The sequence below is a fragment of the Pseudomonas aeruginosa genome, from assembly GCF_001457615.1.
Lineage (GTDB): Bacteria > Pseudomonadota > Gammaproteobacteria > Pseudomonadales > Pseudomonadaceae > Pseudomonas > Pseudomonas aeruginosa.
Window position 1 is genome coordinate 3,682,493 of sequence record NZ_LN831024.1, and the last position, 24,382, is coordinate 3,706,874.

Below are 24,382 nucleotides of genomic sequence, written 5' to 3' on the forward strand. Positions count from 1 at the left end.
CAGGCTCGCCGATAGGGGCCAGAATGAAAGGCATGTGCCTTCTCAGGAGTAGTGACATGCCTCATCCGCTCACCCTTTTGCAGATCAGCGGACGCGGCTACCCGCCAGCCCCCCTTCGGCAGAGCACCTTGCTGATCATCGATGCCCAGGAAGAGTACCGCAGCGGCGCCCTGCGCCTGCCAGGCCTCGACGCCGCCGCCGCGGAGATCGGCGTGCTGGTGCAGGCGGCCCGCGCCAGCGGTACGCCCATCGTGCATGTACGCCACCTGGGTATCCAGGGCGGCCTGTTCGATCCGCAAGGGCCGCGCGGCCAGTTCCTCCCGGAACTGCAACCGGAAGCCGGGGAAAAGGTCGTGGAGAAACGCCTGCCCAATGCCTTCTCCGGCACCGAGCTGCACGACCTGCTGCAGAACCACGGCCGTCTCGACCTGATCGTCTGCGGCTTCATGACCCATTCCAGCGTCAGCACCACCGTGCGCGCGGCCAAGGACTACGGCTACCGCTGCACCCTCGCCGATAGCGCCTGCGCCACCCGCGACATACCCACCCTGAACGGCGGGGTCCTGAGCGCCGCGGACCTGCAACGCGCCGAGATCGCCGCCCTCGGCGACAACTTCGCGGCGATCGTCGCCCAGGCCCGGGAACTTCTCTGACCGCCCATCCAGCCGCCCTCCCGTCCCGCCCTGCGGAGGACTAGTCTGCCTGCAGGGCCATGGCTTGCGGCGAGAAGACGAGTGGCGCACGGTTTGCCCACGGCTCCCGGGAATCCGGGAACCCGGCCGGAAGGTTCCGGTCCTAGCCCCGATGACACACGAGGAAGTCGGGATGAAGTTGTCCGATAGTTTCGATGCGCGCCGGCTGCGCCCGCGCCGGCCGAGAGTCTGGCGCTGGCGCCTGGCGGCGGCGTTCGCGGCCCTGGTGGCGAGCCTGGGCGTGCTGCTGTCGCTGGCCGGCACCTCGGCCTTGATCGGCCGCCAGCCGGCTGTCGGCATGCTGCATATCGAACCCGCCGCTGGCGGCGTCTTGCTGGCCCTTGGCCTGCTGTCGCTCTGCCTCGGCGTGTTCTTCTGGCGTTTCAGCCGCCGCCGCAGCCGCCGCAACAGCGACCTGAGCCTGTCGCCGAACCTGATGAAAAAGCGCGACTGAGCGGGCTGCCGGCGTCCGGCCGATCCGGTAAACTGCGCCGCTTCGCGGAGGCTCCCATGCAAGACGACGACTTTTCCCTGTTCAAGAGCGAGATGCGCGGCGTCAAGCGCATCTCGGTCGATCGAGCCGATACCGGCAAACCTCGCAACGACCGCCAGCAACTCAAGCAGCGCCAGCTCAATGCCAGCGTGCGCAACGACGAAATCCGCGTCGATGGCCTGTCCGACCAGTTCGTCATCGACGTCGGCCCCGAGGACGAGCTGTCCTGGGCCCGCGACGGCGTCCAGGAAAGCCAGTTGCGCAAGCTCAAGCAGGGCCTGGTGCCCTTCGACGGTAGCCTCGACCTGCACGGCATGAGCGTGGAGAAGGCCCGGCAGACGCTATGGGACTTCCTTGCCGAGGCCACCCGCCTGGAAATCCGCTGCGTGCGCGTGACCCATGGCAAGGCCGCGCGCAAGGACGGACGCAGCCCGCTGGTGAAAAGCCACGTCAATACCTGGTTGCGCCAGCACCCGCAGGTGCTCGGTTTCACCTCCTGCCTGCCACGCCACGGCGGCACCGGCTCGGTCTACGTGATGCTGCGCAGGACCATGCTCGAAGGCCGCGACGAGTAGCCGGCAAGCGCCGAGTCTTGCCAGCGGCCCGGCGACGTCCTACCCTCCGCGCTGGTAATCGTCTGACTGGAACGCCCATGTCCCTGGAACAACACTACTCCTCGATCCTCACCCAGCTCGGCGAGGACGTTAACCGCGAAGGTCTGCTGGACACGCCCAAGCGTGCCGCCAAGGCCATGAAGTACCTGTGCCGCGGCTACCAACAGAGCCTGGAAGAAGTCGTCAACGGTGCCCTGTTCAGCTCCGACAACAGCGAAATGGTATTGGTCAAGGACATCGAGCTGTACTCGCTCTGCGAGCACCACCTGCTGCCCTTCATCGGCAAGGCCCACGTGGCCTATATCCCGAACGGCAAGGTGCTCGGCCTGTCGAAGGTCGCGCGGATCGTCGACATGTACGCCCGCCGCCTGCAGATCCAGGAGAACATGAGCCGGCAGATCGCCGAGGCGGTCCAGCAGGTCACCGGCGCCCTCGGCGTCGCGGTGGTGATCCAGGCCCAGCACATGTGCATGATGATGCGCGGCGTGGAAAAGCAGAACTCGTCCATGGTCACTTCGGTGATGCTCGGCGAATTCCGCGACAACGCCGCCACCCGCAGCGAATTCCTCAGCCTGATCCGCTGAGGCCAGGTCCGCTGGCGAAAGAACCGGCCCCACTGGGCCGGTTTTGCGTTTCCTTCCCCGGCGATCAGCCGAAGAAGCGCTTCATCGAGCGCGACAACCAACCGCCCTCGCTCTTGTCCTTGACCAGTTCGGACATGCTGTGGCGTACCGCATCCACATATCCGGCGTCGTCGTTGCGGATGTGGTTGAACAGCCAGCGCGAGAGCAAGCCCTTGAGTTCATCGCCGACATCCTCGCCGGCCTGGAAGCGCACCCGGTATTCGGAGACCCGGCGGATGAACAGCTCGTGGATCTTCTTGTGCGCCCGGGAAAACTGGTAGCCGGCATCCTCCATCAGGGTTTCCTCGAAGGCGAAGTGCGACAGCGTGTAGTCCACCAGCTCCTCGATCACCTCGGCGATCGCCGCGTGTTCCTTGCCTTGCTGGGCGTCGTGCAGGTGATTGATCATCTCGACGATGCGTTTGTGTTGATTGTCGATGACCTGAATACCGGTATTCAGGTCATCCTGCCAGACCAGATGCGCCATGATGACTTCCCCCAAGCGAACAGCGAACGGCCTTTCCGAACGGCCTGGGGCCAGGGTATTTTTGTGACGCAGTACGGGTATTGACGCCGGTCAAGCGGGACAAGATGTTAATGAATTTCGCATGAATTCATTCGCCCCCCTCGCGGCGGCATGCCCGCTCGATCCGCTCGGTTTCGCGCGGCTGAACATCCGCCATCGTCGCCGGAAAGCGGCGTCACCAGTGGTCCCGACAGGACAGGAAGGAAATGAACCTGATCGCGCACGTGGAAATACCGGTGTCCGACCTGGGGAGGGCGATGCGTTTCTACGCCTCGGTGTTCGGAGTGGCGTTCGGCGAGGTAGCCACCCTGCACGGAAGCAGAATGGCGCATTTCCCCTTCGAGGAAGGCCGTGACGGTGCCAGCGGCGCACTCGCCGAGGGCGACGTCTACGTGCCTACGCTACATGGGGCGATCATCTACCTGAATGTCGCGGACCTGGATGCCGTCATTGCCCGGGCCCTCGGCGAAGGCAGCGAAATCCTCTTCCCGAAGACGCCGCTTGGCGACGGCGTGTTCATCGCCGAGATCAGGGACAGCGAAGGCAATCGTATCGCCCTGCAGAGCGCTTGCGGAGAGCGGCCGTAGAGGTCCTGCAAACCGAGCGCCGCCGGCTCAACGGGCAAGAACGCCGGCCAGCCAGGAACGCCGCGCGCCCAGCGCTTCCTGCAATTCGCGGACGCCGATGCAGCGCCGTTCGGGGTCGAGGCTCAGGGCGGTACGCAGCGCCGGCCAGCAGCGCCGAGGCAGGTGTCCGGGCGCGCGCAGCTGGCGCTCCAGCCCCTGCTCCCGGGCCTGGTTCGAGGGCAGGCGGCGGAACGGATGGCGACCGTCGGCCAGTTCGTAGAGGACGCAGGCCAGCGCATACAGGTCGGCCGCCGGCGACAATGGCGCGCCCTCGAGCAGTTCGGGAGCGGCGTAGCCCGGAGTCCAGGCGTCGATGCGGCCCCGGCTGAGCTGCGGCAGGCCATCCAGGATGCCTGCCTGCGCCTGGCCGAGGCCGAAGTCGAAGAGCCGCACGCCCTCTTCGCCGAGCATCACGTTGCTCGGCTTCAGGTCGCCATGCAGTACTCCTTGTTCGTGGACGTAGGCCAGAACATCCAGCAACGGCCGGGCGATCGCGCTCAGCTCGGACCAGGGCAGGCCTTCGGGACGCTCGCAGAGCAGGCGGTCGAGCGGCAGGCCAGGCATGAGTTCCATGACGATGTAGGCGCGCTGGCATGCGGTGTCGACGTCGAAGGTGAACAGACGCACGACGTTCGGATGGCGCAAGCGCCGGGTCAGGGCGAACTCGCTATAGAGCAAGGCGCTGGCGTCGGGTGACTCGGCGACCGACTCGTTGAGCAGCTTCAGCGCTACCAGCGGCGCCGGGTCGCCGAACTGCTCATGGAGCAGGTCCCGGGCACGGTAGACCGTCCCCATGCCGCCGGCGCCGAGCATCCGCTCCAGACGGTAGCGCCCGGAAAGAACGTCCGGCAGCGGACCGGGCAACACCGCCGGCAGGTCCGGCGCCGAGGCGGTCGGGGCGGCGAAGGCGAAATAGGTCAGGTTCGCGCCGCCCTCCTCCTCCGGCAGCAGCTCCAGCGACGACAGCGGTTCGTTCATTGGCGGATCACCACGGCCGTCAGGTTGTCCCGTGCGGCGCCGCTCAGGGCACCGTCGAACAGCCGCTCCACCGCCACCTGCGGCGATGCCAGGCTCAACGCGCGACCCAGCGCATCGGCGCTCAGCTCTTCGTAGAGCCCGTCGCTGCAGAGCAGGAAGACATCCCCGGGATGCACCTCCAGTTCCAACACGTCCAGCACCAGTTGTTCGCTGGCGCCGACGGCACGGGTCAGCGCGCGCGCCGAGGGATAGGCGCGGGCCTGCTCGATATCCATCCGCCGTTCGTCGACCAGTCGCTGCAACAGCGAGTGGTCGCGGGACAGCTGGTACAGCCGCTGGCCGCGCCACAGGTAGCAGCGGCTGTCGCCGACCCACACGCAGGCCGCCCGCGACCCCTCCACGACCAGCGCCACCACCGTACTGCCGATGATCCTGTCGCCGCGTTCGGCGCTGAGGGTGAGTTCCTCGCCCAGGCGCCGGTTGAGCCAGTGCAGGCACTGGCGCATCGCGTTCAGGCGCTCGTCGAATCCCGCCCGGGCCGGCAGTTCCGCCAGGCTGGTGACGATCATCCGGCTGGCCAGGTCGCCGGCCTGGTGCCCGCCCATGCCATCGGCGACCGCCCAGAGCCCGCGATCCGGGCAGTCCAGGAAGGCATCCTCGTTGCGCGCGCGGACCTTGCCGCGATCCGTGCGCGCCGCGCTGCGCCAGGGCTCGGTGCGTTGCATCAGAGCTGCACCGGCATGCGGAAGCTGCGCAGGACCGCGAGATCGAACGGATTCGGCGTGCGCTGGGCGAGCAGCAGGTAGTTGGCGCGCAGGCCGCCCAGGTCGGCCTTGAGCACCATCACGTCACGCCCGCTGAGGTACTCGGTCTGCATCAGGTCGAACAGCCTGAACAGCGACCAGGGCCCGGTATTGCGTTCGATTCCCACCGGTCGTCCGGCCATCTTCTCCAGCACCAGGCTGGTGCGGCCGCCGTCGGCGTCGCTGGGCCACTTGAACGACATCGGCACGATCGGGCCGTGGCGGTACTCCATGGACTGACCGTCGAAACGGAACTCGGCGCGGCTGACGCCAGGATCGAGGGTATAGGGCTCCAGGCGGAAGCGCACCTGTGGCTCGGCCGGGTTCTCGGCGAAGAAGCTCTGGCGGATCACCTGGGCCGTGCCCATCTGGTCGAGATAGACCTTGGACATCGGCAGGCTGTAACCGTCCACGCTGCGCAGGCGGTAACTGCCCGGGTCGCCGCTGACGAAGGGCCGCATGTAGGTTTCGAAGAAGCGTTCGGCGACGCCCTGCGCCTTGAAGAACTCGCGGAAATCGCTGACCGCGACATCGCTGGCGCTGTGCGCGTTGAACGGGTAGCGCTTGTTGATCGCCTTGCTGTAGAAACCGTACAGCTCGCTCTGGTAGCGCTGGTTGAGGTACAGGTAGGCATCGCCGAGGACCAGCCGCCAGGCGTCTTCGGCCAGCACGCTGAACCATCCGCCGAGCGGTCGCGGCAGTCGCGCGGAGGCGTTGCGCAGGTTGCTCAGGGCATCGCGCTGGCCACCCATGCGGCTCTTCGCCATGTCGAAAGCCGCCTGCTCCGGCTGGCTGGCGCGCGCCAGTCCGGCGAGTTGCAACTGCAACTCGTTGAGCGCCTGCAACAGCGGGGTGAGGTCGGCCGCCGGGCCGTTGTTATCGTCGAGCAGGCGATGCAGGGGCTCGAAGCGGCGTTGCAGGGACTTCTTCGCGGTATCCGGCAGGTTCTTCGCCAACGCGTCCCTGGCCTTGCCGGCCGCCGCGGCGGCCGCCTTGCCCAGCTTGCCGCCCTTTTCCGCGGCCTTGTCGCTGGCCTCTGCCAGCGCCTCGGCGCTCTCCGCCAGGACCGGGAAACGGGTGTTCTCACGGACCTCCAGCAACAACTGGAGGATCGGCGAGTTGGCGGCGAGCAGCCCGGAAACCTGGTCGGCGCCCTCGCCGGCATCGTTGAACGGCAGCAGGCCCAGGCGTCCGACCGCCTCGCTCCAGAAGTTCGCGTAGTCGCGGAAATACAGCTGCTCGAGTTCGACCATCAGGCGCCGCAGGTCCATGTCACTGATCCCGCTGCCCTCGCCCAGGACCCAGTTGTCGCGAAGGATGTCGTTGACCAGGCTGGCGCCCTGGACCACGAAGTATTGCTGGTAGCCCTGCTGGGTGTAGAACCCCGGGATCACGTAGTCGGTGCCGACGAACAGACCGGCCTGCGGCCCCAGGTGCTGGCCGAAGCGATACTCGGGCAGGCTTCGCGCCTGTTCGCGCAGCACCCGGTAGACCACGTTGGCCAGGGACTCGCTGCGCAGCACCTGGCGTGCCTGGGCCACCAGGGTCTCGTTCAGCGGATAGCTGAACGGTTGCTCGAGCAGACGGGCGAAATGCGTGTTCAGGCCATTCTGCACGGTGCCGTTGCCGGCATAGCGCTGCGACCAGTCGGTAGCCACCCAGTCCTTGAGCCATCCGTTCTCGCGGCGCTCGCGCAGATTCAGCATCAGGTAGGCCCGCAGGCTGTTGAGCAGGCGTTCGCGATTCTGCATGTTGCCGCGGATCTGCGCTTCGAGCATCCGCGCCACGCGCGGCAGCAGTTGCGTCTCCAGCTCGCGGCGATAGGCAGCGGCCAGCGGCGGGTTGACCTCGTTGCCCTGGTACAGCCCGGCGCGCTCGTGCAGCGAGACTTCCCCTTTGGGCGGAAACACGGTGGTCGCCGCATAGCTGCTATCCAGCGTCTTCAGCGCCGCCATGGCGTCGTCGCGCTCGCCAAGCGCCTGGCGCTGCTGGGCCCATTGCTGCGCCAGCTCGCGGACCCGCTCCAGGCGCTCGTGGTTGGCCGAGAAACCGCCAGCCCAGAGCAGGCCGAATAGCAGAAGGAGCGCCAGCGAACCGACGTACAGGGCGCGCTGGCCCCAGTGGATGCGCGTGCGTTCGCGGCGATCGAGACCTGCCAGGTTGGCCTCGGGGAAGATCACCTGGCTCAGCAGGTGATGGATGAAGCGCGAGCGCCCGTTGCGCAGGGTCGGCAGCAGGCCGCTGGCGATCCCCAGGTTGGCGCCGATGCCGGCGGTGTCCTCGTCCAGCTGCTGGGCCAGGTGCGGCGCGCTGGTCAGGTAGAAGCCGCGCAGGCGGCTGGCGCGCTGGTAGCGGTTGCCGGTGAAGGCGAGTTCGACGAACAGGCACAACCGCTCGCCGATCTGGCCAAGCTGGTGCGGGAAGTCCAGGATGCGACCGCGACGCAGGGTATCGCGCTCCTGGTGGATGCGCATGATCACCTGGCTGTTCAGGCGTCGCAGAAGGTCCTCGAACGCCTGGCGCAGGACCGTCACATCGGTGCCGTTCTGCTCCTTGCCGAAGCTGGTGCCCAGAACCTGGTCGCTCTCCTCGCGGCTCAACTGGTCGAAGAACTCGTCGAAGCCGAGCAACTGGTCGGCCTTGCTCAGCACCAGGTAGACCGGCAGATCGAGGTGCAGGGTCTGCTGGATTTCCTGCAGGCGCGCACGCACCTGGCGAGCCAGCGTATCCAGCGCCATCTCGTCGTCACTGAGCAACGTTTCTACCGGAATCGACACCATCACGCCATTCAGCGGCCGTGCGCGGCGGCGCTTGCGCAACAGGCCGAGCAGGGTCGCCCAGGCGCCCCCGTCGACCTCGCCGTCGGCTTGGGTCAGGTAGCGCCCGGCGGTGTCGATCAGGACGCCGTGGTCGGCGAAGTACCAGTCGCAGTAGCGCGTGCCGGCGGTGTCGCGGGTCAGCTTGCGGTCGATCCGGTTGATCGGGAATTCCAGTCCGGAAAAGTCCAGCAGGCTGGTCTTGCCGCTTCCCTGCGGGCCGATCAGCAGGTACCAGGGCAGCTCGTTGCGCCAGCGCTCGCTGCGACCGCGGTACAGGCTGGAGGTCTTCAGGGTGCGCAAGGCGTCCTTGAAGCGGCTGCGCAATTCCTTCTGTTCGTCTTCGATCAGACCGTCGCGGCGCAGGCGCTCCTGGCCCTCGTCGCTGTCCTCGACGGCCTTGCGCCGCACTCCGGCGCGCCAGCTGACGAAGACCATCGCCAGCCCCCAGACCAGGAACATCAGGCTGATGCTCAGCAACCGCGAGGTCGGGCTTTCCCAGAACTTGTAGTCGGCGACCGCCAGCAGCGGCCCGACGAACCACACCAGCAATGCCGCCAGGAGTACCAGCAACAGCGTCCAGACCCACGTCTTGCGCAGGAAGGCGCCGACTTTCTTGAAGAAGTTTTTCATTTCGCGTCCCTGTGTTTACGAACCGGGCTGTCCTGCCGCCGCATCGAGCGACTGGTAAGGCTGCAGCACCGTGTCGCGTTGTTCGCCGAGAACCCAGGCGAATCCCGAATACATCACCACCAGGCAGACCAGGGTGAACAGCGCCACCATCCACCAGGGCACGATCCGCACCAGGCCGCGACGCTGGTCGCTGAGCCCCTGCCAGTGCGGCGACAGTTCGCGCGGCACGTCGCCGCGCAACTGGCGGATCTGCCGGTAGAGCGCGTCGGAAATACCGTCCAGGTCGAGCACGCCGCGGGCCATCACCCGGTACTTGCCCTCGAAGCCGAGGGCCAGGCAGAGGTACATCAGCTCCAGCATCGGCAGGTGCTTGACCGGGTTCTTCGACAGCCGGTCGAGCAACTGGAAGAACTTCTCGCCGCCGAAGGTCTCGTTATGGAAGCTGCTCAGCAGGCTGATCTTCGACCATTCGCTTTCGTTGCCCCACGGGGTGGTCACCACCGCCTCGTCGACCACCGTGCACAGCACGTAGCGCGCCGCCATGACCTGGCTGTTTTCCACGCCATCCTGCACGGCGCGGAATTCGAAGAGCTTCATGGCGGAGGTCAACCGCTCCTTGAGCGCCGCAAGGTTCTCCAGCACGGTGCTGTGCTTGAGCCGGACCACTTCCGAAAGCAGTTCGGAAGCCGCCGCCACCAGCGGGTTCAGGCTGACGTTGAAGGCCTCGCCCGGACGCAGGCGCGCCGCGTAGATCATCCGCTCCTCGAGTTGCTCGAAGCGCGGCGGTTCGGCGAAATCGGTCAGCGGCCCCTGGGCCGGTACCTGTCCCTGGTGATCGAGGAGGACGGTCTTCTCGTCCTCGTGGTATTCCCTTTCCTTGATCATGTTCAGTTCCTGATGGCCCAGAATTTCAGTTCAAGCTCGGAGAACTCGCCGGATACGTGGAACGCGAAACCACCGGAGCGCTCCAGCTGGGCCATGTCCTCGGCGTTGGGTTCGAGAATGAAATAGGTCTTGTTGGAGTGGAACGGGATCTGCCGCGGCGCCACCGGCAGCGGCTTGACCCGGATCCCCGGCAGGTGCAGGTTGACCAGTTGGCGAATGTGCTCGACCGCACCCACCTTGAGATGCGCGGGCAGCCGCTGGCGCAGTTCCTCCGACTCGCAATTGGCACTGGCGGCGAGCACGAACGAGGCGCTGCCGAGCAGCTTGTGGTCGTGCAGGGGCGAGACCAGGATGCCGTACTGGCGGGCCTGGAGAGGCAGTTCGATGGCATGCTGCTCGAGCACCATCGACAGGACCTGGCGGATCGCCTCCATCAGCCTGCGGAAGCTGGCGCCCTGGTCGCTGTGCTGGTAACGGCTGTCCAGGCGCGGACGTTTGCTCTCGCTGCCGAAGGTGGCGAGGTCGCCGAGCATGGTCAGCAGCACCCGGTACAACTGCTCCGGATGCACCTGCTCCAATCCCAGGTAGTGGCGCAGCAGCAACTCGGTGCGATTGATCAGTTGCAGCATCATGAAATCGCCGACCTCCGCGCCGCCGACCTTGCCATTGGACCGGATACGCTCGGCGATGGTGTCGCCGCGATGGCCGAGCATGCTGATCACTTCCTTCAGGCAGGACAGCAGGTAGGCGGATGCGTGGGCGTGGAGGTAGCTCGGCACGAAGTCGGGATCGAGGCTGATCACCCCGTCCGGCGTGGTATCCAGCACCACCGCCACCTTCAGTTTGACGTAGGCCTGGTCGCTCTGCTGCTCGCCGAGCAGCAGGCGAAAATCCGGCCGCGCGCAGCTGACCTGCACCATGGAATCCTCGCCGGCGTTGGAGTCCGCCACCTCCAGGTCGTAGGCGGTATAGCGCGCCAGGACCTCGGCCTGCTCCGGCCGGCGCGCCTCGATGTGGTTGCCGGTGACCAGCGGCAGGGCCAGGTAGATCGGCACGTTCGAGGTATTGGGCGGCACGTCGAGGGCGAGCGGCTCGGTGTTGCCGCCGAGTTCGAACAGACTGCCGTCGGGCAGTACGCCGGAGGCCTGGCTGATCACCAGCTTGCCCATGTTGAGGAACTGGCGGTCCAGCTCCAGGGCGAGGAAGCCCCAGTTGTAGCTGCCCAGCAACTGGGTCCGGGCCTTCATCTGGTTGTCGTAGTAGCGGTCGTTGTGTTGCAGGTGCTGCGGGCGCAGCAGCATGCCTTCCTGCCAGACGATCTTGTGCACGTTCATCGCGCGTCACCCGCCTTGCCGAGCAATTCGCCGGCATTCAGGATGCCCTTCCGGCCCAGCTTCAGCTCTACCCGGGTCAGCTCTTTCGCCGTGACCGGCACCACGTAGCGCCAGCTTGCCTCGCCGAGATCGCGGTAGGCGGCGAGCACGCCCACGTAGCGGCTCCCCTCCTCCACGCTGAGCTTGAGTTCGACCCGCTCGCCGGGACGCAGCTCCAGCTCCTCGCTGGTCACCAGGTCGGGGTCCAGGGTCTCCTTGGGACGTTCGTAGAGGCTGAAGAAGTCGGCGTTCTCGAACGCCACCGGGTGTTTCAGCTCGAACAGCCGCACTACCACCGGCGACGGCCGGCCATTGAGGTCGGGATTGACCCGCTCGCCGGCGCTCAGGGCGAGGTCGAGCTTGGTCAGTCTGGAATACGGCGACAGCGTGGAACAGCCGGCCAGCAGCGCCAGGACGGCGAGCATGGCCAGCGCCCTGGCTGGCGGGATCGGGCGACGAGACATGGCGATCATCCTTGGTGCTCGGTGTAGAGGGTGGAAATCAGGCGAACCTGCTCTTCGTAGGCCTGGGCGAAATCACGCGCCAACAGACGCTCGCTCCAATCGTCGTCCTGGCATAGCGACTGGTGGTAGCGACCATAGGCACGCCAGCGGCTGCCCGAGGTGGCCAGCAACGGCCGGCGACCGTCGCGCTCGAAACGCAGGGCCAGCTGCTGCGGCGAGAAATGCTCAAGGGTCGCGCGCACCGCCGCCCGGCTGGCGCCGAGCAGCGCCACCTGGTGCGCCTGGAGGTCGCGGAAACTGCGTGCGACGGCCTGTTCGCCACTCAACTGGCCAGGCTTGCCATCCCGTAGCAGATGCCCCAGCGCCTCGCCGGCATCGGCGCTGAAGCGCAAGGGATTCTTGCCGGTATCGCGCAACGTGCTCAGCGACAGGCGCAGTTCGTTCTTCAGTTCGCTGCGGGTCCGCAGGCTCTGCTGCAAGCCGCCGATGCACTGCCGCAGCAAACCGGCGGCGTCGATCGCCAGCGCTTCGCGCGCAGCGCCGTCGAGGCCTTCGAGGTCCATTCCCAGGGCCTGGCCGAAACGCTGCCAGAAGGCTTCGTCGCGACCCGGACGCGGACTTTCCACGGGTTCCTGCGGAGCCGCCGGGGCGGGCACCAGCTCCGGTACGACCAGGCTTTCCATGTCGATCCGCGCGTAGTCCGCACGCGCCCCGGCCTCCTGGCTGGGCTGGGCGATCGCGCTCAGGTCGTCGAGTTCGTAGGCATCTGCACCGTCCTGGTCGAGCGCCTGCAACGGATCGAGGGCCAGGAAGGCATCGTCCGGAATGATGCTGCCCGCCGGCTGCGGCCGCCCGACGTCCATGGCGAGCTCGTCGGGCTCGCGCAGCAACCGCGCGCGGATCTCGAAGTCGCCGAGCAGGAAGACGCTGTCCTGCTCGATGCGCTGCGGCTCGCCATGCGGCAGGCGGCTGCCGTTGCCGGCGCGGATGCCGTTGCTGCTGGTGTCGGTCAGGTAGAACGCGCCGTTGCGATAGCTGACCCGCGCATGCTGCTTGGACAGGTGCCGCTTGCGATCGGGAATCGCCCAATCGCACTCACCGCCGCGGCCGATGAGGCCGCCGTTCCTGCCGAAGGTCTTGCTGCATAGCTCTGTCGGTACGAATTGCTTGGCGCTGAGCATTTCCAATACCAGTTCCATGAGATCGCTCCTTGCGGTCACTTGCCGCGATTGACCGCCTGCGGATCGCCAAGCGGGCGATAGTCGCCGTCGTTGAATTTGTAGTTGCCGCTGCAACCGGCGAGGCCGCAGAGGACGGCCAGGGCCAGAAGCACGGCGGGCCAGTGACGAACAGGCATCAGGGAGTCTCCATGGAAGGGCCGCGGACGCCGCGCTCCAGGCGCGCGCCCGGCTGGGCTGGTTGGAAGGAAATCTCGATCATGGGCTTCAGGTCCGGGGATCGCCGAAATGAATGTTCAGGCGTCCCATGCGATAGATCAGGGTTCGTCGCGGCAGACCCAGTTCGCGCGCGGCGAGGGTCTGGTTGCCAGCGTTCCTGCGCAGGCAGGCGAGCAGCAGGTCCCGTTCGATCTGCTCCAGATGCTCGCGCAGCTTGAGCGGCGCCTCCGCTTCCGGGGCGCGCGCAGGGAAAAGTGTTCGGCCAGCAGCACCTCGCCTTCGCAGAGCAGTACCGCGCATTCCACCAGTCCCTTCAGCTCCCGAACGTTGCCGGGAAAGCCATAGCCGTCGAGCAGTTCCAGCGCTTCCGCGGACCAGCCCAGCGGCGCGCGGCGCAGGAACACGCAGGCGCGTTCGGCGAAATGCCGGGCCAGTTCGAGGGCGTCGCCCTCGCGCTGGCGCAACGGCGGCAACTCGATGGGAAACTGCGCCAGCCGGTAGTAGAGGTCTTCGCGGAACTTGCCATCGCGGACCAGCAGGGCGAGGTCACGGTGGGTAGCGGCGATGATGCGTACATCGACCTTGTGCGTGTCGTTGCCGCCGAGCGGGCGAATCTCGCCTTCCTGCAACACGCGCAACAGCTTGGCCTGGAGCGACAGGGGCATGTCGCCGATTTCGTCGAGCAGCAGGGTTCCGCCATCCGCGGCATCGAACAACCCGGGACGATCGCGCTCGGCACCGGTAAAGGCGCCCTTGCGGTAGCCGAACAGCTCGCTTTCCAGCAGGTTTTCCGGAAACGCCGCGCAGTTCTGCACCACGAACGCCTGTGCTCGCCGCGGGCCGTACTCGTGGATCGCCCGTGCGACCACCTCCTTGCCGGTACCGGTCTCGCCCTGCAGCAACACGGTATAGGGGTTGTGCAGGACCTTGCTGATCAGGCGGCAGGTCTCACGCATCGCCGCGCTCCTGCCGATCAGCCCGTAGCCGCTGACCACCGGCGCGCTGGACGGTCCCTGCGGCTCGCCGGAGGGTTGCGAGAGGCGTTGCAGCAGATGCAACTGGGCCAGCACGAACGAGCCCAACTGGCCCAGTGGATGGGCGAATCCCTGCAGGTCCAGTGGGCGCCGGGTGGCGCAGACCACCATGCCCTCGACCGTTTTCTCCGGGCTCACCAGCGGAACGCAGAGCAGGGACAGCCAGGGCTGCTCCCCTGCCGGCAGGAAGCCGGTCTCGTGCAGCCGCGACGGCAGGTCGACGAGACTGACCACGCGGTTCTGGCACAGGGCGAACTGCAGCAACTGCTCGCCGGTGTAGTCCGCCGGCAGGCTCGACGGCTCCAGCGCCTGCAACAGGCCGTCCCGGTATTCGGCGTTGAGGGTGAGCGCGGTATGGGTCTGGTCGAGCAGATACAGCTGGCTCAGCTCGCAGCCGCTGAGTTCGCCGACTGCGCGTGCGAAACCGCCCAGCAGGGCCGCGATGTCGGTTTCCCGCGACAGCGCGCCGAACTGAGCGAGCAGGGCTTCGGCGAAGGCCAGGGGTTGCGGTACGCGGCTGAACATCGCACCCACCTCAGGCGAACTCGCAGAGCACGCGGCCGTGCTCGCCCAGCGTCGCATGGACCCGCTCGAGACGCTCGTCGCGCGCCATCGCTTCCAGCAAACGGTCGGCCACCAGCGGCAGCAGGTGCGTGTCCAGCAGGTGGTCGATCAACCGTGCGCCGCTGTCGCTCTGGGTGCAACGCTCGGCCAGGTGGTCCACCAGCGCCTGGCTGTAGTCGAAAGCCAGTTGACGGCGGGCCAGACGCTCGCCGAGGCGTTCCAGCTTGATCTCGATCAGCTCGCGCAGTACCGGGCCGCCCACCGGGTAGTAAGGCACCACGCGCATGCGCGCCAGCAGCGCCGGCTTGAAATGCCGGCTGAGCGCCGGCCGGATGGTTTCCTCCAGGAGTTCGGCGGAAGGCCGCGCGCCGTCCTGGCAAAGCGCGGCGATGTGCTCGCTGGCGAGGTTGGAGGTCATCAAGATCAAGGTATTGCGGAAATCGATCTCGCGCCCTTCACCATCGTTGGCTACGCCCTTGTCGAAGATCTGGTAGAACAGGTTGAGCACGTCCGGATCGGCCTTCTCCACCTCGTCCAGCAATATCACCGAATAGGGCTTCTGGCGTACTGCCTCGGTGAGCATGCCACCCTCGCCATAGCCGACATAGCCGGGCGGCGCGCCGATCAGGCGCGAGACGGTGTGCTTCTCCTGGAACTCGGACATGTTGATGGTGGTGATGAAACGCTCGCCGCCATACAGCAGGTCGGCCAGCGCCAGCGCGGTCTCGGTCTTGCCCACCCCGCTCGGGCCCACCAGCAGGAACACGCCGACCGGCGCATCGGGCTTGTTCAGCCCGGCCGCGGTGGCGCGCATCGCGCGGTCCAGGGCGCTGACCGCCTGTTCCTGGCCACGGATCCGCGCCCGCAGGTCGTCGGCGAACCCCATCACCTTGGCGTTGTGTTCCCGCGCCAGTTGTTCCACCGGTACGCCGGTCCAGGCGCCGATCACCTCGGCAACCAGGCGCGGGCAGACCTCGAAGCTGACCAGCCGCCCCTGGGCCTGGGCATCGGCGAGCGCCTGGCGGGTTTCGTGAAGGGCCTTTTCCAGGGCTTCGACACCGCCATGCTCGTCGGCCGGGAAAGCCTCCGCGTCCGCCTCGCCGCCCTGCTCTTCCCGGTTCGCCTCGCGGGCCCTGGCCAATTGCTGGCGCAGGGCGAGCAGGCGCTCGGCGAGTTCGCGCTGGCGGCTCCACTGGTCCTCCTGTACGTGCCGCTCGCTTTCCGCCTGGGCCAGGCGCTCCTCCAGCGCCTGCAGGGTATCGTGGTCGATCGGCAGGCCTGCCTCGGCATCGCGGCGCAGGGCCTGGCGCTGGCGCTCACCTTCGGCCAGCTCGCCGCGCAGGCGCTCGAGGCTCTCCGGCGCCGCCGCCAGGCTGATGCGCACCCGCGCACAGGCGGTGTCGAGGACGTCGACGGCCTTGTCCGGCAACTGGCGACCCGCCAGGTAGCGGGCGGACAGTTCGGCGGCGGCCACCACCGCGTCGTCGCGCAGGTAGATACCGTGGCTTTCCTCGTAAACCCGGGCCAGGCCACGCAGGATCGTCACCGCCTCGGCAACGCTCGGCTCATGCAACTGCACGGGCTGGAAGCGCCGGGCCAGCGCCGGGTCCTTCTCGAAATACTTCTTGTATTCGGCCCAGGTCGTCGCCGCGATGGTGCGCAACTCGCCACGTGCCAGGGCCGGCTTTAGCAGGTTGGCGGCATCCGAGCCGCCGGCCTGACCGCCCGCGCCGATCAGCGTATGGGCCTCGTCGATGAACAGGATGGTCGGCCTGAGCGCTGCCTTCACTTCGTCGATGACGCCTTTCAGGCGCCGCTCGAACTCGCCCTTCACGCTGGCACCGGCCTGCAACAGGCCCATGTCGAGGGACAACAGCTCGACGTCCCTCAGCGCCGGCGGCACTTCCCCTGCGGCGATCCGCGAGGCCAGGCCTTCGACGATGGCGGTCTTGCCGACGCCGGCCTCGCCGACCACGATGGGGTTGTTTTTCCGCCGACGGGCCAGGATGTCGACCATCTGGCGAATAGCCCCGTCGCGACAGAGCACCGGATCGAGCTTGCCGTCGCGCGCCTGCTGGGTAAGGTTGTGGGTGAAACGCTGCAACAGGGACTCGCCGCCGCCCGGCTTGCCGCTGAGCGCGCCCTCCAGCGGCTGCGAGAGCGCGAAATCCTTCAACCGCTCGATGTCGAGCCGCGCCAGCAGCGGCTGGTAGCGGCTGCCGGCATAGCGCAACGGGTTGCGTAGCAGGGCCAGGATCAATGCTGCCTGGTCGATCTGGCTACGGCCCAGTTCGAGGTTGGCCAGCAACAGCGCATCCTGCAGCCACTGCACCAGCTCGGGCGCGAACACCGGATTGCGCGAGGCACTATGCTCGCCCCGCGCTTGCAACGCGGCGTTGAGTTCGCCGGCGTCCACCGCGGCATCCTGCAGGGCGCGCGCCAGCAGTCCCTGGGGACGCTCCAGCAGGCCCAGCAACAGGTCCTCCACCAGTACCTTGCTGCCGCCACGGGCTACGCAGCGCTCGGCCGAGCCTTCGAGGTCGCGCCGGGTGTCGGCATCCAGCGCCTGAATCAGTTGTTGCAGGTCTACGTTGATCATGCTCATCCATCCTTAATGAATCTTGCTGCCCAGCGTCACCACGCCATCCGCGCGCTCCCGGCCCAGCCAGCTGGTCCAGCCAAGGCGGCAGGCGTTCTGCGCGCCGATGCGGAACTCACGGATTTCCTCGTGGCGCAAGACCAGCCGGATGTCGTAGTCGAGCGGGTCGCGCAGGGTGAAGCGAACCAGCGCGCAAAGCGGCTGGTAGCCGGGACCGATCGGCAGGAACTCGTGGAAGCGCTGCCAGTCGAGCTGGCGGATATGAATGCGGAACTTGCCGCTGCGGTCGCGGACCCGTTCGCCCAGCACCGCGTCTTCGCCAAGCTGGCTGTTGAACAGGCCGAGCCGGTTGCGCTGCTCTTCGAGGATCGCGACGCGCCGTTCGATACACTGCTCGGCGACCAGTTCGGCATGCTTGAAGTAGTAGCGCAGCACCGACTCGATCAAGGCCGCCGAGTGCGCCCGCAGGCTGAGCAGGCCCAGGTAGGGTAGCAGGCGTTTCCAGTTCAGTTCCCTGGCCTTGCGGATCTCTTCCCCGCCCAATCCGACGAGGGCGAACAACTGAGCGGAGAACGCATCGCTCGCGCCGCTCTGGAAGCTCACCCGGTAGCGGTACTTGCGCCAGATCGGCAACAGCAGCCGATGCAGGCGGTGATGGAAGAGATCGAGGAAGTTCCGCGTAGGATTGCCCTCCTCGCTGTCGCCCAGGGCCTGCTCGCTGTAGAACGCCGGCAACGGCGAACTGGCACCGAACAAGCCGATCAGGTTGAAACGCAGCCGCGCCCGCAGCATGCCGCGCTCTTCGAAGAACTCCACCCGATCGACATCGCTGCCCGGGAAACCGAGGCTAGGATTGGCCTGGAATTCCAACTGATCGTAGAGCGCCTCGTCTCCCAGGCCGGGATGTTCCTGGCGCAGGCGATCCATGACCAGCAGGACCGCCTGGAACAGCGAGTACTCGCGAATGCCCCGGGCCAGCGCGCTTACAGCAGGGGCTGCAAACCCATGCGCGGTTTCCATTGGTACACGTCTCCCTGTGTGCTCCTCACCCGCAACTCGTGGTAGGAGTTGATGCTGGCGTAAAGCGCGAAAAATTCGTTCAGAACCGAAGCGAACACGAACAGGTCGCCCTCGCCGATGTAGCCTTCCGGATCGATCGTCAGCTCGGTACGCAAGCCGCGCAGCGGCAGGCCCCGATGCAGGCGGTCGACATGCTCGTGGCGGACCGACTTGAGCCCGCCCAGCAGGCGCTTGCTGACCTTCGCCGCATGCTGGTCGTAGTAGCGCGGCAGGTCGTAGGTTTCGAGGATCACCTTGAGCGCGTCGACGTTGGCCAGCGACAGGTAGTTGAGCGACATGTTGCTGATCAGTTTCCAGAGGAAATCGCGGTTCAGCGGCGGCGCGTAGCTCGGCGTCGCCGGGGTGATATTGCGGAAACCGAGGAACTCCGGCGTGCCTTCGCAGGCGACGCAGATATCGCCCAGGCGCAGCCGTTGGGGCAGGTTCTGGTTGGTGCAGGTCAGTTCCACCGACAGCGTCTCGATCTGCTCGGGATGGCGGATGCCGAAGCTCAGGTAGGTGTCCAGGCCATCGTGCAGCAACGAGGTCCGTTGCCGGACGCTGTAGTGGGGCCGTGCTTCCGGGACGTCGAAGCTGGGATCGTGCTCGAAGGACTCGAACGGTACGTAGGCCTGGTAGCCGAGCCCGCCCGGCCGCCAGCCGGTGACGCCCTCTACCGAGAACACCCCGCAGTCCTCCAGGCTGTATTCGGCCGGCATCAGCAGGTATTCGTCCTGCTTGCCGTCTAGGCGGATCGGCAGCGCATCGTGGCGGAACAGGTTGGCCACCGGCGTACAGTACAGCTTGACGTTCTCCAGCGTCGGGTGCAGGCGCTGGATGCCGCTCTTGCGGATATCGAAGCGCAACTCGAGGCCGCGGACCTGCTTGAGGGTTTCCTCGGGCAGCGCGCCGAGCAGGTCAAGGCCATCCACGTCGACGAACAGGAACTTGTCCTGGAACGCGAAGTATTCCTGCAGGTAGCGATAGCCACGGAAGGTATTCAGCGGATAGGGAATCAACGCCTCGTCTTCGACGAACCCCACCGGCTGCACCCGCTCGCCCGTCAGGCGGAACGACATCGGCTTGCCGGCCACGCCATCCAGCGGCCGCCCATGGGCGTCCAGCGGAATCAGCTGGATGCTCTCCAGGTTGCGCAGCAGGCACAGGTAGAGCATCTGGCTGATGTAGCGCTCGCCGGCCAGGTGCAGGCGCAGCCGACTCAGGCCCAGCTCGCCGAGATGCCCGTCGCAGTTCATCGCCAGGCGCAGGCCGAGCAGCGCACCCTCGCCGGTCACCGAATAGTTGAGCGCCTCCAGCACCAGCGGCAGGACCTCGGTGGCGTAGCAGGTACGGAAGCGACAGGCGACCTCGCCCACCGGCCGGCTCTCGACCGGCGTATCGCGCTCCACGCGCAGCGCCCCGCCCGGGCGGGTCAGGGGGTCGAACTGGAGAATGCTGAAAGCCGGCAGCGGGCGCATATAGTTCGGCCACAGCAGGTGCATCATCGAGTGACTGAGTTCCGGCAACTCGTCGTCCAGCTTCTGCCGCAACCGCCCGGTCAGGAAGGCAAAGCCCTCGAGCAGGCGCTCGACATCCGGATCGCGTCCGACCTGCCCGAGAAACGGGGCCAGGGCCGGGCTACGCTCGGCGAAACGGCGCCCCAGCTGGCGCAGTGCGGTGAGTTCGCTCTGGTAGTAATGATTGAAGGACACGGCTTACCTGCTGGATATCGTTTCACTGATGGCAGTCGTCTGACCGCTGCCGCCAAAACCGCAATGACATTTCTGGCCTGAAGATCGGAAACCCACGGTGTCCGTTGTCTTTCCGTAATCGACCCGATTCGCGCCCATCTCAGAAGACCTCATGGACGAACCAGGCATCGAAGCGGTACAGCACCAGGCCGAGGCGTCACCCTGGCGGGCCGCCGCGAGGCCGTCGAAGAACACGTCGGCGGAACCGACGACGATGGGATTGCTGCCGTGCCCGGGGAGCGGACAAGCGGTGGGATCGGAAACGCGGGCTGCGGGTTTGCCGGACATCGAAACCTCCTTAGCTGACCTTCACCTGGCCGCTGCCATCCAGGCATGCGGAAAAACTCACCTGGCGCTTGAAACCTTCCACCTCCAGCAACCCTTCGATGCTGAAGGCCAGGCGGAGCTGGTCGTTGTCGCGTGGCAGGGAAACGACACGCACGTCGCTCAAGCGCGGTTCGTAAGCCTCGATGAAACCTTCGATGGCCGAGCGGGCCTGGCTCAGGGAGTCGTGCAGGCTCAGGCGCATGTCGTTGAGATCGGGCAACCCGTAGTCGGACAGCGTCTGCACGCTGCCCGCCCGGGTGCTGAGCATCTTGCCCAGATGGGCAGCCACCGACGCCATGGCGGAAACCTCGCGGCTCCAGCCGACGCGCTTATCCGCGTCGCCGTTCAGGCGCTCGAACAGGCTGCCGTATCCGGTCATGGAAAGCTCCGCTTACTCTTTGTCCAGCTTGCCGACCAGCGACAGGGTGAAGTCCGCCCCCATGTACTTGAAGTGCGGGCGCACGTTCAGGCTGACGCGGTACCAGCCCGGCTCGCCCTCGACGTCACTGACGATGATCTGTGCAGCGCGCAGCGGGCGACGGCCGCGCACTTCGGCGCTGGGGTTTTCCTGGTCGGCGACGTACTGGCGGATCCACTTGTTCAGCTCCAGCTCGAGGTCGGTACGCTCCTTCCACGACCCCAGCTGTTCGCGTTGCAGGACCTTCAGGTAATGGGCCAGGCGGTTGACGATCATCATGTACGGCAACTGGGTGCCGAGCTTGTAGTTCAGCTCCGCGGCCTTGCCTTCGGCGCTGATGCCGAAGAACTTCGGCTTCTGCACCGAGCTGGCGGAGAAGAACGCGGCGTTGTCGCTGCCCTTGCGCATGGTCAGGGAAATGAAGCCTTCCTCGGCCAGTTCGTACTCGCGGCGATCGGACACCAGCACCTCGGTGGGGATCTTGGTCTCGATCTCGCCCATGCTCTCGAAGTGGTGCAACGGCAGGTCCTCTACCGCACCGCCGCTCTGCGGCCCGATGATGTTCGGGCACCAGCGATACTTGGCGAAGCTGTCGGTCAGCTTGGTGCCGAAGGCATAGGCGGTGTTGCCCCACAGGTAATGCTCGTGGCTGTTGGCCACGGTCTCCTTGTAGGCGAACGACTTGACCGGATTCTCTTCCGGATCGTAGGGCGTGCGCAGCAGGAAGCGCGGTACGGTCAGCGCCACGTAGCGGGAATCCTCGGACTGGCGGAAGCTCTGCCACTTGGCGAACTGCGGGCCTTCGAAATGATCCTTCAGGTCCTTCAGGTCCGGCAGGCCGGTGAAGCTTTCCAGGCCGAAGAACTTCGGACCGGCGGCCGCCACGAATGGCGCATGGGCCATGCAGGCCACGCTGGAGACGTATTGCATCAGCTTGACGTCGGGCGAACTGGGCGACATGTAGTAGTTGGCGATGATGGCGCCGACCGGCTGGCCACCGAACTGGCCGTATTCGGCGGTGTAGATGTGCTTGTACAGGCCGGACTGCATCACCTCGGGCGAGTCCTCGAAATCGTCCAGCAGGTCCTGCTTGGAAACGCTGAGAATCTCGATCTTGATGTTCTCGCGGAAGTTGGTGCGGTCGACCAGCAGTTGCAGGCCGCGCCAGGCCGACTCCAGCGCCTGGAAATCGGGATGATGGAGAATCTCGTCCATCTGCGTGCTGAGCTTGGCGTCGATCTCGGCGATCATCCGGTCGACCATCGCCTTCTTCACCGGCTCGCCGTCGTTCTGCGGCTTGAGCAATTCCTCGATGAAGGCGGAGACGCCGCGCTTGGCGATGTCGTAGGCCTCGTCGTCCGGGCTCAGGCGGGTCTCGGCGATGATGCTGTCGAGAATGTTGTATTCGCCGTTCTGGTTCCGGCCTTGCTGTGCGGCACTGGTGCTCATGTATCTGCTTCCTTGGCTAGGGGGTGGCTCAGGCGTCCTGGGAGGGGGCGGCGCTCAGCCCCAGCTCGCCCAGCACACGGCTACGGGACTCGTCGTCGGCGAGTACGCTTTCGATGGCCTTGCGGAACGCCGGGGCGTTGCCCAGCGGGCCCTTGAGGGCCACCAACGCATCGCGCAACTCCATCAGCTTCTTCAGCTCGGGCACCTGCTCGACGATGCTGGCCGGGTTGAAGTCCTTCATCGAGTTGATCTGCAGCCCCACCGCCAGCTCGTCGCTGCCGCCCTCCTCCTGGAGACGATTGGGTACGCTCAGCGTCAGCCCCAGCTCCTGCTTGGCCAGAACCTCGTCGAAGGTCATCTTGTCGATGCCGATCGGCTTGCGGTCCTCCACCTTGCGCTCATCCGTGCGCTGGGCGTAATCGCCGATCGCCAGTAGCTTCAACGGCAGTTCGATTTCTTCCTGGGCACCGCCAGTGGCGGGCTTGAAGGTGACGTTGATGCGTTCCTTTGGGGCTACCGAGCCTTCTTTGGCCATGGCTTTTTCTCCTTGAGAATTGAGGGCGCGAAGCCCTATTCGAGCACCACCTCGAGATCGAGGTGGCACAGCCTGCGATAAATGTCTTCCTTGCGTTCTCGCACGGCGTGGTTCTGCGGCAACAGCTCGCAGCAGCTATGCAGCAGGTGCAGTACATCCAGCGCCAGATCGGGCTCCCAGGCGTGCAATCCCGATTCGTGCAACTGATGGTCGAGGCTCTCCAGCTGGGTCTTGGCCAGCTCGTACTTCTTCGCCAGGAAGCACAGTCGCGCGAGGCTCAGTTGCCAGAAGAACCGGGCGCGCCCGCCGTGGGCGCGCTTCATGCCCTGCTTCAACACCTGTACCGCCGCCTTCAGGCCGTCCTTGCGCAACACCGGCTGGACCTCGTTCAGGGCGACGTCCCATTCGGCCTGCAGGGCCACGGTCTCGACCTTGCGCGGCGCACTGTCGTTCTGGAGATGGGGCATGACATGGGCGCTGATCCAGCCGCGGGTGGCCGCATCGGCGAATGCGCTGCCATCGTGGAAACGCAGCTCCACCAGCCCCGGCAGACGCTGCAGGAGCAAGGCGAAATGCATTTCGACTTCCCGCATCGCCTGCTCGGCGTTGAGCCCTTGCAGGCACTCCCAGACCAGGCGCTGGCCGTCGAACCAGAACGGCGCCCGTGCCAGGCTCGCCTCCAGCTCCACCAGGAGATCGGCGTACAGGCCCTGGGCGAAACGCTCCTGGTAGCTTTTCAGCTTGTCCGCCGGCACTCCCCTTAGCGCGGTGACCTGTTCGGCATTGCGCTCGGGCATGGACTCGATGGGCAGCCAAAGCATCGTTCGGTTGAGGCGCAGCGCGCGCAGATCGGTGGCTTTCTGCTTCAGCCACCAGGCGCACAGGGGGCGTGCGGCCTCCTGCTGGGCGCGCATGGCCTTGTGGGCGTCGCGCTCGTTGTCGATGGGCGCACCCGGCGCCAGCAACTGGCTGGCCGCCTGCTTGACCTGGGCCACCACGGCGCCGACCACGCCAGGTTCGGGCTGGTTGTCGGCGGCGCGCTGGAGCATGCCCGAAAGGCGTCGGCTGATCGGCAGCAACAAGGGCGCGTCGTCGCCCAGTTGCGCGGTCAGCGCGGTATCGAGTTTTTCCAGGTGCTCGGCGAGACGCCGGAACAGGGGGAGTTGCTCCTTGATCGGTACGTTCTCGTTCAGCGCCTGCTCCAGCCGGGGCACCAGCCAGGCAATGGCCGCGGCGCGAGTGCGCGCCTTGAGCGGATGGATCTCGACCCAATGCCGGCTGCACAGACGTTCCAGCAATCCCAGTCCGGCCAGCAAACCGGGAAAGGATTCCCGTTGGTAGAGGGCCCAGGTCAACCAGGCTGCAACACGCAGGTCCTTGGATTGGGCACGAAGCAGCGCTTCGCTGTTTTCCAGGATTTTCAACCAGTCGGTCTGGCCGTTCTCATGGAGCGAGAGCGCCTTGCCCACCTCATTTTCCAGCGCCTCGTATTCGCTGGAAAAACGCACATCCTCACCCGCAAAGACATCCTTTGAAATCGGCTGTTCCGCGAGTTCCAGATAATGCGAGGAGAGCTTGCTCGAATAGGTCATCCTAACCCTTCAATGCACACCATGTGCGCCAATGAATATCTTAACAATTCAACTAGTTGGCATAAAAACCGAACGAAAATCCCAATAGTCTGAAGAGCTCTTTGCCTTTTCCATGAAAACAACATAAAAAC

The 24,382-nt window shown here is 66.1% G+C and carries 21 protein-coding genes and 2 pseudogenes; 5 read left to right on the forward strand and 18 right to left on the reverse strand.

The window, feature by feature from the left end; all coding sequences use genetic code 11:
• Window positions 1–56: 56 nt before the first annotated feature.
• The 4 genes from AT700_RS16805 to folE all read left to right on the forward strand — a co-directional run bounded on the left by AT700_RS16805 (window position 57) and on the right by folE (window position 2,383).
• Window positions 57–653 carry a cysteine hydrolase family protein gene (locus AT700_RS16805; RefSeq protein ID WP_003103179.1) on the forward strand — a complete coding sequence of 199 codons (597 nt, stop codon included), beginning with the start codon at window positions 57–59 and terminating at the stop codon, window positions 651–653.
• Between the two features lie 172 nt (window positions 654–825).
• Entirely contained in the window at window positions 826–1,146 is a 321-nt protein-coding gene (locus tag AT700_RS16810) for a hypothetical protein (RefSeq protein WP_003087644.1), read from the forward strand.
• A 56-nt stretch (window positions 1,147–1,202) separates the two neighbouring features.
• Complete coding sequence (locus AT700_RS16815) at window positions 1,203–1,760, forward strand: Smr/MutS family protein (RefSeq protein WP_003087642.1); 558 nt, start codon at window positions 1,203–1,205, stop codon at window positions 1,758–1,760.
• A gap of 77 nt (window positions 1,761–1,837) precedes the next feature.
• A complete protein-coding gene (gene folE, locus AT700_RS16820) occupies window positions 1,838–2,383 on the forward strand; it encodes a GTP cyclohydrolase I FolE (protein ID WP_003087639.1) in 546 nt (181 codons plus the stop codon).
• 64 nt (window positions 2,384–2,447) lie between these two features.
• On the opposite strand, the gene AT700_RS16825 is transcribed toward folE, so the two are convergent.
• On the reverse strand, window positions 2,448–2,909 hold the full coding sequence (locus AT700_RS16825) for a bacteriohemerythrin (protein WP_003087637.1): 462 nt from the start codon (window positions 2,907–2,909) through the stop codon (window positions 2,448–2,450).
• Window positions 2,910–3,154: 245 nt separating this feature from the next.
• On the opposite strand from AT700_RS16825, the gene AT700_RS16830 reads away from it, so the two are divergent.
• Window positions 3,155–3,535, forward strand: a complete 381-nt coding sequence (locus tag AT700_RS16830) for a VOC family protein (protein WP_003097780.1) — start codon at window positions 3,155–3,157, stop codon at window positions 3,533–3,535.
• Between the two features lie 27 nt (window positions 3,536–3,562).
• On the opposite strand, the gene AT700_RS16835 is transcribed toward AT700_RS16830, so the two are convergent.
• The 17 genes and pseudogenes from AT700_RS16835 to tssA form a co-directional block, all read right to left on the reverse strand.
• Window positions 3,563–4,552, reverse strand: coding sequence for a serine/threonine-protein kinase (locus AT700_RS16835; RefSeq protein WP_003097784.1), 990 nt, complete (start codon window positions 4,550–4,552; stop codon window positions 3,563–3,565).
• Window positions 4,549–5,277, reverse strand: coding sequence for a PP2C family protein-serine/threonine phosphatase (locus AT700_RS16840; RefSeq protein ID WP_003087627.1), 729 nt, complete (start codon window positions 5,275–5,277; stop codon window positions 4,549–4,551). The genes AT700_RS16835 and AT700_RS16840 overlap by 4 nt, the downstream gene beginning before the upstream one ends.
• A complete protein-coding gene (gene tssM / locus AT700_RS16845; protein ID WP_003122874.1) occupies window positions 5,277–8,804 on the reverse strand; it encodes a type VI secretion system membrane subunit TssM in 3,528 nt (1,175 codons plus the stop codon). The genes AT700_RS16840 and tssM overlap by 1 nt, the downstream gene beginning before the upstream one ends.
• 15 nt (window positions 8,805–8,819) lie before the next feature.
• Window positions 8,820–9,689, reverse strand: a complete 870-nt coding sequence (icmH, locus tag AT700_RS16850) for a type IVB secretion system protein IcmH/DotU (protein WP_003087622.1) — start codon at window positions 9,687–9,689, stop codon at window positions 8,820–8,822.
• Window positions 9,690–9,691: 2 nt separating this feature from the next.
• Window positions 9,692–11,023, reverse strand: coding sequence for a type VI secretion system baseplate subunit TssK (gene tssK, locus AT700_RS16855; protein WP_003097790.1), 1,332 nt, complete (start codon window positions 11,021–11,023; stop codon window positions 9,692–9,694).
• Window positions 11,020–11,526 (reverse strand): type VI secretion system lipoprotein TssJ, encoded by a 507-nt coding sequence (gene tssJ, locus AT700_RS16860; protein WP_003110438.1) that lies wholly within the window; start codon window positions 11,524–11,526, stop codon window positions 11,020–11,022. Before tssJ ends, tssK begins: the two co-directional genes overlap by 4 nt.
• Window positions 11,527–11,531: 5 nt before the next feature.
• Window positions 11,532–12,725, reverse strand: coding sequence for a type VI secretion system-associated FHA domain protein TagH (gene tagH, locus AT700_RS16865; protein WP_010794017.1), 1,194 nt, complete (start codon window positions 12,723–12,725; stop codon window positions 11,532–11,534).
• Window positions 12,726–12,742: 17 nt separating this feature from the next.
• The gene (locus tag AT700_RS16870) at window positions 12,743–12,883 is read right to left on the reverse strand and encodes a hypothetical protein (protein WP_003087614.1); all 141 of its coding nucleotides are present in this window, start codon (window positions 12,881–12,883) and stop codon (window positions 12,743–12,745) included.
• A gap of 88 nt (window positions 12,884–12,971) precedes the next feature.
• Window positions 12,972–14,482 (reverse strand): annotated as a pseudogene (locus AT700_RS16875) (sigma-54 interaction domain-containing protein).
• A gap of 10 nt (window positions 14,483–14,492) precedes the next feature.
• The gene (gene tssH / locus AT700_RS16880) at window positions 14,493–17,126 is read right to left on the reverse strand and encodes a type VI secretion system ATPase TssH (protein WP_078801522.1); all 2,634 of its coding nucleotides are present in this window, start codon (window positions 17,124–17,126) and stop codon (window positions 14,493–14,495) included.
• Window positions 17,127–17,132: 6 nt separating this feature from the next.
• On the reverse strand, window positions 17,133–18,140 hold the full coding sequence (tssG, locus tag AT700_RS16885; RefSeq protein ID WP_003097804.1) for a type VI secretion system baseplate subunit TssG: 1,008 nt from the start codon (window positions 18,138–18,140) through the stop codon (window positions 17,133–17,135).
• Window positions 18,104–19,891: a type VI secretion system baseplate subunit TssF gene (tssF, locus tag AT700_RS16890; RefSeq protein ID WP_009876213.1), complete on the reverse strand. Its 1,788-nt coding sequence runs from the start codon at window positions 19,889–19,891 to the stop codon at window positions 18,104–18,106. The genes tssG and tssF overlap by 37 nt, the downstream gene beginning before the upstream one ends.
• A gap of 159 nt (window positions 19,892–20,050) precedes the next feature.
• A pseudogene (locus AT700_RS30170) lies at window positions 20,051–20,218 on the reverse strand (PAAR domain-containing protein); the annotation flags it as partial.
• A 10-nt stretch (window positions 20,219–20,228) separates the two neighbouring features.
• Window positions 20,229–20,636, reverse strand: a complete 408-nt coding sequence (gene tssE / locus AT700_RS16895; protein ID WP_003097809.1) for a type VI secretion system baseplate subunit TssE — start codon at window positions 20,634–20,636, stop codon at window positions 20,229–20,231.
• A 12-nt stretch (window positions 20,637–20,648) separates the two neighbouring features.
• On the reverse strand, window positions 20,649–22,124 hold the full coding sequence (tssC, locus tag AT700_RS16900; protein WP_003087596.1) for a type VI secretion system contractile sheath large subunit: 1,476 nt from the start codon (window positions 22,122–22,124) through the stop codon (window positions 20,649–20,651).
• Window positions 22,125–22,152: 28 nt separating this feature from the next.
• Window positions 22,153–22,659 carry a type VI secretion system contractile sheath small subunit gene (gene tssB, locus AT700_RS16905; protein ID WP_048521149.1) on the reverse strand — a complete coding sequence of 169 codons (507 nt, stop codon included), beginning with the start codon at window positions 22,657–22,659 and terminating at the stop codon, window positions 22,153–22,155.
• Window positions 22,660–22,694: 35 nt separating this feature from the next.
• A complete protein-coding gene (gene tssA, locus AT700_RS16910) occupies window positions 22,695–24,251 on the reverse strand; it encodes a type VI secretion system protein TssA (protein WP_025270988.1) in 1,557 nt (518 codons plus the stop codon).
• Window positions 24,252–24,382 lie beyond the last annotated feature (131 nt).